Raw genomic sequence first — 12,698 nt, 5'->3', positions numbered from 1 at the left:
CCACCAGATATTTCGATAAATGCTTGCTTATTGTCCTATTTAAACATTGCCATTTTCCGGGAAAACCAGTAAAACGCTCTCGTTGGGACAATTAAGCATAGTAAACCATGCATTTAGCGATATCGTGTTGATCGGCATGTTTTTATATGATAGTTATAAAACAGCATACAACCCGCAACGGTCCTTCATCAAGCCCCATAAAGAAGATATCTCATTTATTAACGATTGCTTGTCATCAGGATCTGGCCAGGAAAAGGTGAAACCAATGGAGATTACAACTGCAATTCTCGCTGTCGGACTGCTAGTGTTTCTCGCCCACCTGTTTACGGGCATCTTCAGCAGGACCCGCATTCCGGATGTGCTGCTGCTTATGCTTATCGGGCTTGCGATCGGTCCCTTCCTCCATCTGGTCACCCCTGAGGAGTTCGGAGCACTGGGTCCCCTATTCACTTCGATCACCCTTATCGTCATCCTGTTCCAGGGAGGCCTTGACCTCAAGTTAGACGTGCTCTACAGATCACTGCGTGGGTCCGTTTTCCTGACGGTGACCAACTTTGTCATCACAATGATTGCAGTAGGACTGCTGTCGATGATCATGGCGGGAATGGACGTTCTGAGCGCGTTTACGCTGGGCGCAATTCTCGGAGGTACGTCTTCGGCTGTGGTCATACCTATGGTTCGCCAGCTCAGCATGAAAGAGGAGAGTAAAACGGTCCTGCTCTTAGAGTCTGCTCTTAGCGACGTGCTGTGTATCGTCGTGGCCATAGCGCTGATGGAATCGCTGAAGTACGGCATGTTCGACCCTGCGCAGATCAGCGGTAAAATCATTGCCTCGTTCACGATCGCAAGCCTGCTCGGCGCAGTCGGCGCTTTAGGCTGGTCGCTGCTGTTGAACAAGATCCGGGCGCTGGATAACTCGATTTTTCTGACGCCCGCCTTCGTGTTCGTCGTATACGGTATCGTCGAGGTTCTGGGCTTCAGCGGAGCAATAGCAGCCCTTGCATTCGGCATCGTGCTGGGCAACGCGGACTTTTTCAGCAGATTACTGGCTATCACCCGTATCAGGATCCTGCCGGTATCATTAAACAGCACTGAGAAAATTTTCTTTTCGGAAGTGGTCTTTCTACTGAAGACCTTCTTCTTCGTCTACATTGGCCTCTCGATCATAGTCTCTAACGTAGCGCTGATGGTTATGGGCTTAATCCTGACCTTGATCATCTTCTACGTGCGCATACCTACCGTATGGATTTCCCTGCCGAGAAAGACGCCGGTAGCAGATGCCTCAATCTCGGCCGTCATGGTGCCTAAGGGACTGGCAGCAGCAGTGCTGGCCTCGATCCCATTGCAGATGGGTCTGGCTTCCGGGGAGTTGATCCAGTGTATAACCTACGCAGTCATCTTATTCAGTATCGTGTTGAATTCCATCCTGGTGTTCCTGCTGGAAAAGACATCAGTGGCACGCTTTTACGGCTGGATGTTCTCGGACTTCGGTAGAGATAAAAAGGAGCCCGAGGGAGATCTACAGGTAAATGTGGCCTGAATATGCAAACAGCGCGCAAATAGATTATACTTTAAAGCCTTTTAGAAGCGCCCTCAGCAGCAGGAGTACTGGAATAATCTCCAGGCGGCCCAGCCACATGTTGATCATGAGCAGGACTTTTCCTATGCTGCTCATGGCCGGGTTGATAAGGTCGTTCTGAATCCCGACATTGCCCTGGGCTGAACAGATCGAGAAGATGATCTGGCAGAGGTCGTACTTCGGGTCCACGAGGTGGGACAACACCATCACGCTGATCAGGATAGTGATCAGGTAGAGGAACAGGATCAGTGCTGCTTCTGACAGTTCCTTGGTGACCACGTCGTCTTCCAGTCTCTTGTTGCCGATCTTGATAGTGACGATCGCGTTACGGGGGAGCAGGGTCCTCTTCAGCCACAGCCTGAACTCGGTGTACAGGAACATTGCCCTGGCCACCTTCAGGCCGCCAGTGGTAGATCCTGCGCAGCCGCCGATGATGGCTGCGATAGACATGATCAGAAGGGACGTATAGGACCACCCGGTCAGGTTGGACGTCTGCAGGCCGCAGGTCGTCAGGCAGGAGACAAACAGGTATACACTGTGCCTGAAAGTGCCGAGTAAATTGCCGAAGTGCAGGTAATTTTCTGCCGTGACCAGGGCTGCGCCAAGAAGTAGGATGAAGAAGAATGCCTTGACCTCGGAGTCCATGCGAAAGACAGTTTCCGGGTTCTTGATGACCTTGAAGATGAAGATGAAGGGCAGCGCCCCTATGATCATCAGTGCCATCGTGACGATCTCGATCGGGAAGCTATTGTAGTGAGCGATACTATCTGAATAGATAGAGAAACCACCAGTACCGATCGCTACCATGCTATGGTTGATCGAGTCCCAGACAGGCATCCCCGCGATTATCAGGAGTAATACGCCTCCGACCGTGAGGAGGAAGTAGAGGAACCAGATCATTTTTAATGTCGACTGTATGCTGGGCATGATCCGGTCTTTTCTCGTTTCGGACTTGTACATCAGATAGGTACTGGTGCCCGGCCGGATCAGGATTGTAACCATCAGGAGAATGACGCCGATGCCGCCAATCCACTCCATAGTGCTACGATAAAGCTGTATCGAGCGGCTGGAATGTTCGGGAAACTGAATCATCGTCATGCCCGTGCAGGTCCAGCCCGAGATAGATTCGAAAAATGCATCTATGACCGTCATCTGCTCGACCATGAGGAAGGGGAATACGCTGACGGCAGGCACAGCCAGGTAAGCGATGGCCGCCACAAGCATGGCGTGCCGTAGCTCCAGATCTTCCGCTCTGGGGAAAAGCAGCTTTAAAACGATGGCAAGGCCTCCGCTGAGAGCCATGGCTACAAGAAAGCCCGGGGCTGCGTAGGCTTCGTTCAGGAGGACGCAAAGGACAGCCATCACTGCCATGATGACGGCTGTCACAGCGAAGAGCCCTGTCAGGTTGCTCAGGATGATACGGAGGTGCTTATGCGACACCAGCTTATTTTCCGAGCGTTCCCACTGAGAATAGATGGAAGATACGATCGACAAGGTTTCTCCTCACGAACACGTACACCGAGTCACCCTCGTTGATCACGGTGCCGCCTTCAGGGATGATAACGTCATCTCCCCGTTCGATAGCGATGACCAGAACGTTGGGCGGCAAGCCCAGGTCTTTGATGGCTTTTCCTGCAGCGTGAGACTTCTCTTTGATGATGATCTCGAGGATTTCCGCCTTACCGCCTGCGAGGCTTACGAAATCGTTGATAGTAGGCCGAAGCATCGTGTTATAGATATCTTCTGCCACGACCGCATCCGGATTTTTCTGAATGGTTATGCCTATCCGCTTGAAGATGTCGATGTGCTCGGGCTCATTTACAATGGTGGTCAGATGCTTGACGCCGCGCTCTTTAGCCTGCATCATCACCATCAGGTTGACCGCGTCGCTTCCCGTCGTACAGATAACACTATCAGCCTCGCCAATGCTCGCCTCTTCAAGAATGGCGGCAGAAGTCGCATCTCCGGGAATGCTGATCAGGTCGTATTTGGCAGCGATATCCTTGCAGCGCTCGTGATCCACGTCGATGACGACGACATTGTGCTTCTCTGTCACTGCAATCCGGGCAAGGTTCTGACCGATTCCGCCAAGGCCCACAATGATGATATACAACGCTAACACCAACCGCAAAACGGCTTTTTACCTAATAGCGGCATTAACCTATAAATACTCATGGGCAGCAGAGATAATAGGTATATATAAGGATGGCGGTTCGGCGAGAACAGGTCAATCCTCAAATTTCAGTCCAAATATTGGACAGATCTGCTTCCGCTGCATTTTGTTCGCCAGTACGGTAATCGTATCGTTGGCCTCCAGAATCGTACTGCCGCGAGGTATAATGACTTCGTTGCCCCGCTTTACTGTCGTGATCAGGACTCCGTCAGGCAAGTCCAGGTCCATGACAGCCTTGTTGGCTGCCGCCGAATCTTCCAGTATATCGATCTCCAGGATCTCGCTGTTCATATCTCCGACGTGGACCTGCTCCCGGGCACAGGTGAGGATGGTAGTTTCAGGCTCGTCGAGCTTGAGCAGCCGCGCTATGTAAGGTATGCTCCAGCCCTGCAGCAGCACGGATACGACCACGATGAAGAACACCAGGTTGAAGATGGTGTGAGCGTGGTCGACTCCGGCAATGAGCGGGAACGTGGCCAGGATGATAGGCACGGAGCCTCTAAGGCCCACCCAGGATATGAGCAATTTTTCCCTGAAGCCGAATTTCGACAGAACCATCATCACGAAGACGCTCACAGGCCGGGCTATGAACATCAGGAACAGCGAGATGAGAATGCCCGCCGGCATAATCGGTATGAGCTGCGATGGAAATACTAGCAGGCCCATCGTCAGGAACATGATGATCTGCATCATCCACGCCAGCCCGTCGTGGAAGTACTTGATACTGGTCTTGTGGATAAATTTGCTGTTTCCGAAGATCAGCCCGAGAATGTAGACCGCCAGTATCCCACTTCCCCCGAGCAGGGCTGTTAACCCGTAGGTAAACAGGACGGTAGATACAGTAAAGACTGGATAGAGCCCCTCGTACTCAAGACGCAGCCGGTTGATCAAACCGAGGCTGACTTTGGCCATCCCATAGCCTGCAAAAGCGCCGATGATCAGCTGGCTGAAAAAGATGGGAATCACGTCTGTGAGCGAAGATTGCGGATTGGCGATAAGGTAGATGACGCTGATGGTCAGAAATACAGCCATTGGATCATTGCTGCCCGACTCCAGTTCCAGCAAAGGCTTCAGCCGGCCTTTCAGCGACACTCTCTTAGACCGGAGAACGGCGAACACAGCCGCCGCATCGGTCGAGGATACTATGGACCCGAGGAGCAGGCCGTAGAGGAGCGGCAGTTTTAGCACATAGGCGGAGAATACGCCAAGAATTATTGCGGTCAATAGAACGCCTAATGTTGAAAGCAAAGCTCCGTCTTCAACGACAGAGCGTACGCTCTTCCATTTAGTGCTGATCCCGCCGTCGAAGAGGATGAACGCCAGCGCTATAATGCCGATAGCCTGCGCCAGCCAGGCATCGTCAAAATAGATGACGTTGAGCCCGTCTGACCCGGCGATGATACCGATCAGCAGGAAAAACAGCAGGACTGGTACCCCTAGCTTTTCCGAGGTCTTGCTTGCCAGGATACCCATGAGCAGGAGAATAGCCGCGCCGAACAGGATGGTTTCAATCGTTATCATCATCTACCCCTCGTCTATATAATAGCTGACTGACAGAACGTACGAGCGCCGGCGCCAGGAAAGATTCGGGGAGGCGCTGCCGTATCAGATTAGCGATACGTAACGCCTTTCGATGCCATTAGCCGAACTTCGCCGGCTATGCCCCCATATTTTCACGACTTTGCGCAGGAATTGGGCCACTCGTTTGTTCCATTACTACGGTTTTTTCACTGAACAGCTCCGCTGCCACCCTGGCAAGATTTTCATGGCTGCCGAACAGGAAAACCGTATCACCCTTTAATAGCAAAGTATCTGCTCCAGGATTATAAATGGTTTCTAGTCCCCTCTGTATCAATACTATGGTGACATCATAATTTTTCCGGATTTCCAGGTCTTTGATGCTCATGTTGTGAGCCGGCATCCCTTCTGTCACTACCAGAGTACTAATCTCGACCTCGGGCACATTAGTCTGGAGGTCGTCAAGCGTGTAGGTCTTCTTTTTGGTCCGGAGCACCTCGTAGTTCTCCGACCTGACATCAGAGACCAGCCGGTCGATATCGCTCTTCGGGACGAGGTATTTTTTCAGCACCCGGGCAAAGATCTCCACGGAAGTCTCGAATTCTTCAGGTATGACCTCGTTAGCCCCGAGCTCGTACAGAGACGGCATCTCTTTCAGATACCGGGTCCTGACTATGATGTGAAGGTGAGGGTTCTTGCTCCGCAGGGCATGGACAATTCTCCGGGTAGCTATCGAATCAGAGATGGCAATCACTGCCGTCCTCGCTTCGGAGATCTTAGCGTGCTCAAGGACCATCTCATTGGTCGCATCGCCGTAGAAGATGGGTTCACCCTTAGCCTTCTCCTTGACAACCGTATCAGGGTTCATCTCAATGATGACGTAGGGAATGTTGGAAGTCCTGGCCGCTCTGGAGAGGTTCCTGCCGTTGAGGCCGTACCCGATGATGACGAGATGGTCTTTCAGCGTCACGGGCTCATCCTTGACCGGACAGTTGTTCGCCTTGAACCGCTTCGGCAGGGGCATTCTGCAAATTAAGTCCGAAGTCTTAGGCGAGAGGCTCAACAGGAATGGCGTGACACCCATAGTCAGAATCGAGGCGGCGAGGAAGAACTGGTACTGGTCAGCTGTGAGCAGGCCGCTGTCGGCGCCGATCTTGGACAGGATGAACGAAAACTCGCCTACCTGTGACAGCGCCAGCCCGACGAGGACCACCGTCCGCATAGGGTAGCCAAGGATTAAGGTAGCCGCTCCTCCCATAAGGGCTTTCAGCAGAATGACACCGATGACCGCAGCAACGATCAATACAGGATTGTTGATGAAGAAATGGATGTCCAGCATCATGCCGATAGACACGAAAAACATGCTGGTAAAGACGTACCTGAAAGGCAGTATACCACCCAGCGCCTGGTGGCTGAACTGGGATTCGGAGATGATCAGCCCCGCGAGGAACGCTCCCAGCGCGAGAGACAGGCCGATGCTCTGGGTCAGCCACGCCATGGCGAGACAAAGCACGACGACGCTGAGCAGGAAAAGCTCCTGGCTCCTCGTCTGGGCCACTTTCTGGAGCACCTTGGGCACAATCCATACAGTAGCGACGATGACGAGGAAGACGATGACCACTACTTCGACCATCATCGCGGGGATAGTGTTGATGATGTCACCCGGTTTTCCCGTGAGCAGAGGAATCAGGAGCATCATGGGCAAAGCGATGAGGTCCTGGAAGATCAGTATCCCGAGAATGATGCGGCCGTGCGGGGTCTCGAGCTCATCCCGGTCCTGCAGCAGCCGGAGCACTATGGCAGTGCTGCTGAGGGAGATTAAGAAGCCTATCAGAACTGAAGTGTTGAAAGACAGGCCGATCATGCTGGAGACGACAAAGGCCACAAGGAATGTGAATAGTACCTGAGCTACGCCACCAATGATGAGTTCTTTTTTAAGCTCGATCAGCTTCTTGAAAGAAAATTCCATGCCGATGGTGAACAGCAGCAGAACAATGCCGATCTCCGCGAAGTAATCGATGTCATGGGCATTGTGAATGATGCCGAACACGTGAGGCCCGGCAAGAACGCCAGTTACCAGAAAACCAATGATCTCCGGGATCTTAAACCGGTAACATATTAACAACACCAATATGGAAAAGGCGAGCAATATACTGATATTGCTCAGGAATGAAAAATCCATCTAAATTACCCCGCTATAGTCTTTTTACAGAAATAGAAGATATTATGATCATATAAAATCATGTCGTTCACCAGGTCCTGCTGGTGGCCTGCACGGTAGTGTGTCAGCTGGTTTTTCAGTCTACTTGTGAGAGATCGTTGCCAGGACAATTAAGAGGAAGATCACTCCGGCAAGCATAAGGAAGAACCACTTGAAAACCACGAGGAATCCCAGCATCTGCACTTTGGAGAGGTATTCGCTGGCCACGAATAGAACCAGACATACCAGTATGCCGATGATGCCTTTATAATGAAACTGATCGAGGTCAAATCCTGCCATAAAGTCCATCCAGTTCATTTTTGATGTTGAAAAACGGCTATCGCCGTCTGTCCCTTCAAGAAATTCGATAAGGCGCTAAAGCTCTGCGCCGATGATCGTCTTGGTTGCCGTGACACCTTCGATTTCCCTGACGGTATCGACAGCCCTGTTTATATCGGTGAGGCCGCCGACGTCGATGATCGCGATGAAATCGTATTCGCCGAATACGTGGAAGACTTCCCGGACGCCCCCTATCTTCATCAGTTCGTTGTAGACAGAGCGCTCTTCGCCCGGCACCACGTTGATCATGGTCACGCCAATTACCATTGTATCTTACACCGAGGAATAATGGGCACCGGATTATATAAGCATTATCGATGCCAAAGCTTCACAGTCTTTCCTCATGCCTTACCACTTTGCGGCAGCGGCACGTCAACCAGCAGTAGCTCTGCATCATTCTCCGACTTCAGGGAGACAGCTTCGGGCGGAACGATCTCTGCAGCAGAGTTGGCAGGCAGCACATGTCCGTCCAGCGTCACCGGCCCTCCGTCGAGAATGTAGATGTATGCGCCACGGCTATCCGGTAAATCATAATGTACACTTTCGCCCTTCTGGAGGAAGCTTGAAAAGATCTCTACGTCCTGGTGAATTCTCAGAGCCCCGGGCTTGCGGTTGGAGACTAGAGGAAACAGACGATTGGTCCGATCAGCTTTAGCCACGTGTTTCTGCTCAACGGAAGGCGGCAGCATCGGCTGGTCAGGCTTGAACCACATCTGGATGAACCGCATCGGATTATCCCAGCTGGCGTTGATCTCCGAGTGAATCATGCCCGTCCCGACAGTCGTGTGCTGCACCCAGCCGGCCCTCAGAATTCCGCCTTCTCCCCTCTGATCAGCGTGCCGGAATATGCCTTCGACACAGTAAGTCACAACCTCGATCTCCCTGTGAGGGTGGAGCGGCCACACTGCACCAGGCGACAAGGTATCGTCGTTAAACACCCGCAGCGGCCCGAAACCTACATGTTTAGGGTCCCTGTAGCTGCCAAAGCTGAAGTGCCACTTGCCAGTAAAGGTGCCGTTCTCGATCTGGCCCCTGGACTGGTAGATCTCATGTGGCATTCTGACCCTGATCATACAAAATAACCATATCAATTATGTAATTACCATTTATTGTGCTTTTCGGTCAATCCGCACAGGTGCCGCAGCCACTAAGGGGAGCCTGATCCGTAGAGCCGAAAACATTGCCGGACAGCTGCCCGAGACTGAGTACGACAGCCTCGAAGAATGGGAAGCAGCCGTCAACGCACTGGTTCACCCCATCGCCCGGATCGAAGGAGTAGCAGTCAGAGATGGAAATTTGTTCGTACTACCCGCATGTCCGTTCGCCCCCAGCATCAAGACATATAAAGACATTTTTCAGAAGCTGCCCCCGAGTATGCCCAGATAGTGGAAGAGTTCAACAAGGCAGGCAGACACTCGAGCGACCGGATGATCGGCCACGGTTCAGGCGTAAGCCCCTTCTGCGTCATTCACCAGTCCCTCCGCTCGGCGGCCGGATGTAAATTCAGAGTAGGACAAAGACCCATTCAGATCGTGCAGCTATGATGTAAGGCTGCCGACGGGAAAAAAGCGATCGCTGGCGAATTGTGCGACCTTGCCGGGGTAAAGCAGGAGATTGTGGAAAAGCACCTCGACCACGGGATGTGCGTATATGCAGTCTGCATTCTGGACACCGGAAAATACGAGTGATAAGCCGGAAACTTGATAATAAATTTTAAGTGCATGACGGCATTTTATGGTGTGCGTTTGCGCAATGACTTATATATTACAAAGCCCATTATGGCTGATAGTGAGAGGATGAATGCATGGAAGAAGAGTCTAAGTCTCTACCATCCAAAGATAATTTTAGCGAATGGTACAACGAATTGCTGATGACAGCGCAGATCATGGATGTGCGCTACCCGATCAAGGGTGTCTACGTATGGTACCCGTTCGGGTTCTCCATACGCAAGAAGGTTTACAACATGCTGCGCAACCTGCTGGACGTAGACCACCAGGAGACTTACTTCCCGATGCTCATCCCGAAGCCCGAACTCCTGAAAGAGTCGGAGCACATCAAGGGCTTCGAAGACGAAGTATACTGGGTCACCCACGGCGGCCTCTCCGAGTTAGAGGTGCCCCTTGCGCTAAGACCGACGAGCGAGACCGCAATTTACCCGATGTACAAGCTCTGGATCAGGTCCCACGCAGACCTCCCGCTGAAACTGTACCAGATCGTCAACACTTTCAGGTACGAGACCAAGCACACCAGGCCATTAATCAGGCTAAGGGAGATCACCTCCTTCAAGGAAGCCCACACCGCCCACGCCACATGGGATGATGCCGAGAAGCAGGTGCACGAAGCGATGGACCTGTACAGCGAATTCTTTACAAAGCTTGCAGTACCCTTCATCGTCCACAAGCGCCCTGAGTGGGACAAGTTCCCCGGCGCCGACTACACGATGGCGTTCGACACGATGATGCCGGATGGAAAGTCCCTGCAGGTCGGCACAGTCCACCATCTGGGTACCAAGTTTGCGAAGACTTACGACATCACCTACGAGGACGAGAAGGGCGAAAGGCAGTACGTCAACCAGACGTGCTACGGCATCTCCGAGCGGTGCATAGCCGCCGTCATCGGCATCCACGGCGACAACAAGGGACTGGTGCTGCCCCCGAATGCGTCGCAGACTCAGGTCGTCATCATCCCCATCATATTCAAGAAGGACGATGGCGGAGTCAAGGAGGCCTGCCAGAAGGTCAAGGAACTCCTGCGGGCTAACGACATCGTAGCCGTCATCGACGACGCCGACGAGCGCCCCGGCGCCAAGTACTACAAGTGGGAAATGAAAGGCACGCCCTTCCGCATAGAGATCGGCCCCCGTGACATCAAGAACAACTCGGTCATGCTGGTCAGGAGAGACGGCAAGAAGGAATCCATCCCCATGGACGGCCTGCCGGAGACTGTCAGGAACAAGCTGTTTGAGTTCCAGACCGATCTGCTGAACGCCGCAAGAGACAGCATGCTGGCACGGGTCAAAGCGTGCGAGACGCTGGACGAGGCAAAGCAGCAGATCGAAAACGGATGGGCCACCATGCCCTGGTGCGGCGAAAAAGCCTGCGGCCTCGAAATGGAGAACGCCGTCAACTGCAAACTCCTCGGCGAAGCCCACACCATCAAAGGCGCCGGCAAATGCCCCATCTGCGGCAAGGCTACAGATCGCATTATAACCATGGCCAGATCTTACTGATCCGGCCAACTTAATCTTTTTTAAACCATTGCTTGTAGTGATATAAATTTCACCACAGAGGCTCACAGAGATTATCCTATAATTGGGCAGGTACATAATCAGTTATATAGTAAGTCTCTGTGTCCCTCTGTGCCTCTGTGGTGAACCGTTCTCTGTGTCCCTCTGTGCCTCTGTGGTGAACCGTTCTCTGTGTCCCTCTGTGCCTCTGTGGTGAACCGTTCTCTGTGTCCCTCTGTGCCTCTGTGGTGAACCGTTCTCTGTGTCCCTCTGTGCCTCTGTGGTGAACCATTCTCTGTGTCCCTCTGTGCCTCTGTGGTGAATGCCCATGCCCAGCCATCGTTTATGTTTTTACTACACTAGTCGGCAGTATCTCTGCTTTCCGTTTTTCGGCTCTCGTTAGCATAGCCATGACTCCCGCAGCAATGAACCCGAGGATGCCTGATACGAAGTAGGGCAGCCCAATGTGGACTGCAAACATCAGACCACCAGCCGGCGGTCCTATGACTCGGCCTAAACTGTTGAAGGAGCCCATGACGCCGAGCATTTCGCCCTGGCGGTCGGGGTCGGTGCGCTTTGATACTAACGTGTTGAGGCTGGGGAAGATGAGGCCGAAGCCCACTTCGATGAGGCAGGTGAAGAGCGCCAGGGTGACGATGCCCACTGAGAAGTAAATGGCGATGATGCCTGCGCTGTAGATGATGAGCCCGGCGATGATGGTCTTCTGCTCTCCGAGGGTGCTGATCGCTTTTCCGACGAGGAGGCCCTGGCAGACGACGCCGGTGATGCCCATGAAGGCGAAGACGACGCCCATCACTCCGGGGCCGGTCATCTGCACTGTCCAGAACAGGAGTGGCACAGGGCCAGGCTGGTCGGACAGGCCGAATTTGCCCATGAGGAAATAGCCGAAGGTGCCGTCGATCATGGCGCCGGCGAAGCTGATCAGCATGGTCAGTATGAAGATAAAGCCAAGAGAGGTCTTAATCGCCGAGAGCATGGAGACTTTTTTTACTACTTCCGGCTGCTGCCCTGGCACCCGGGATTCAGGCAGGAGCAGGTAGGCGAGTACTGCAGTCAGGAACCCGATGCCGGCGGTGGCGAAGAAGGGCAGGGTAAGGCTCCACGAGGTCAGGAACCCCGAAATAGCAGGCCCTATAATAACTCCAAGCCCTGAGGCAGCCCCCATCTGCCCCATGAGGTTGCCACGCTCTTCAGGCTTCGTGATATCGGCAATGAAGGCGAGCGTGGCAGGCCAGATGCCGGAGGACAGCGTGCCTCCGATCACCTCGGAGATAAACAGAACGCCGATATGCGGTGACAGCCCAGTCCAGTGGCCGATCACTTCGGAGATCGCCAGAGCTGCGGGTTCTGACGACAGGCCTGTTACAGTAAAAGCTAATCCAAACCCTGTCAAGCCGATCATCATCACCGGCTTCCGGCCGATCCTGTCAGAGATGGCACCCCATACAGGAGCACAGACGAACTGCATCGCCGAGAAAGTCGCCATCAGCAGGCCGAGATCGAGAGCCGTTGCCCCCAGGTTGTTGGCATAGTAGGGCATGACAGGGATGATGACTCCGAACCCTAAGGTAAAGATAAACATGCCTACTGCGAGCACGATTATCTGCCTGGCCTTGATTTTACTGTCCATGCCTGCCGCCTG

The 12,698-nt window shown here is 53.1% G+C and carries 11 protein-coding genes; 3 read left to right on the top strand and 8 right to left on the bottom strand.

Translation table 11 applies throughout. From position 1 onward, the window contains the following. The first annotated feature begins 265 nt into the window (after window positions 1-265). Complete coding sequence (locus RCI_RS00580; RefSeq protein ID WP_012034436.1) at window positions 266-1,540, top strand: cation:proton antiporter; 1,275 nt, start codon at window positions 266-268, stop codon at window positions 1,538-1,540. Between the two features lie 24 nt (window positions 1,541-1,564). Here RCI_RS00580 and RCI_RS00575 read toward each other — a convergent pair whose 3' ends face one another. The 7 genes from RCI_RS00575 to RCI_RS00545 form a co-directional block, all read right to left on the bottom strand. Beyond that, a complete protein-coding gene (locus RCI_RS00575; protein ID WP_231844883.1) occupies window positions 1,565-3,073 on the bottom strand; it encodes a TrkH family potassium uptake protein in 1,509 nt (502 codons plus the stop codon). After that, a complete protein-coding gene (locus RCI_RS00570; protein WP_231844882.1) occupies window positions 3,024-3,701 on the bottom strand; it encodes an NAD-binding protein in 678 nt (225 codons plus the stop codon). Before RCI_RS00570 ends, RCI_RS00575 begins: the two co-directional genes overlap by 50 nt. Before the next feature lie 105 nt (window positions 3,702-3,806). Further along, on the bottom strand, window positions 3,807-5,276 hold the full coding sequence (locus RCI_RS00565) for a potassium/proton antiporter (RefSeq protein WP_012034433.1): 1,470 nt from the start codon (window positions 5,274-5,276) through the stop codon (window positions 3,807-3,809). 133 nt (window positions 5,277-5,409) lie between these two features. Beyond that, on the bottom strand, window positions 5,410-7,398 hold the full coding sequence (locus RCI_RS00560) for a cation:proton antiporter domain-containing protein (protein WP_231844997.1): 1,989 nt from the start codon (window positions 7,396-7,398) through the stop codon (window positions 5,410-5,412). A gap of 174 nt (window positions 7,399-7,572) precedes the next feature. Beyond that, entirely contained in the window at window positions 7,573-7,770 is a 198-nt protein-coding gene (locus RCI_RS00555; protein ID WP_148266456.1) for a hypothetical protein, read from the bottom strand. Window positions 7,771-7,845: 75 nt separating this feature from the next. Continuing rightward, complete coding sequence (locus RCI_RS00550; protein ID WP_012034430.1) at window positions 7,846-8,076, bottom strand: Lrp/AsnC family transcriptional regulator; 231 nt, start codon at window positions 8,074-8,076, stop codon at window positions 7,846-7,848. A 74-nt stretch (window positions 8,077-8,150) separates the two neighbouring features. Further along, entirely contained in the window at window positions 8,151-8,882 is a 732-nt protein-coding gene (locus RCI_RS00545) for a pirin family protein (RefSeq protein WP_012034429.1), read from the bottom strand. A 312-nt stretch (window positions 8,883-9,194) separates the two neighbouring features. Between RCI_RS00545 and RCI_RS16825 the strand changes: the two genes are divergently transcribed. After that, complete coding sequence (locus RCI_RS16825; RefSeq protein ID WP_158308834.1) at window positions 9,195-9,353, top strand: hypothetical protein; 159 nt, start codon at window positions 9,195-9,197, stop codon at window positions 9,351-9,353. Window positions 9,354-9,613: 260 nt separating this feature from the next. Further along, complete coding sequence (proS, locus tag RCI_RS00540) at window positions 9,614-11,038, top strand: proline--tRNA ligase (RefSeq protein ID WP_012034428.1); 1,425 nt, start codon at window positions 9,614-9,616, stop codon at window positions 11,036-11,038. A gap of 340 nt (window positions 11,039-11,378) precedes the next feature. On the opposite strand, the gene RCI_RS00535 is transcribed toward proS, so the two are convergent. Then, window positions 11,379-12,686, bottom strand: a complete 1,308-nt coding sequence (locus tag RCI_RS00535) for an MFS transporter (protein WP_012034427.1) — start codon at window positions 12,684-12,686, stop codon at window positions 11,379-11,381. Window positions 12,687-12,698 lie beyond the last annotated feature (12 nt).

Source organism: Methanocella arvoryzae MRE50, assembly GCF_000063445.1.
In the GTDB taxonomy this organism is placed as follows: domain Archaea; phylum Halobacteriota; class Methanocellia; order Methanocellales; family Methanocellaceae; genus Methanocella_A; species Methanocella_A arvoryzae.
Note: the sequence above shows the minus strand (reverse complement) of the source record. Positions and strands in the feature narration are given on the sequence as shown.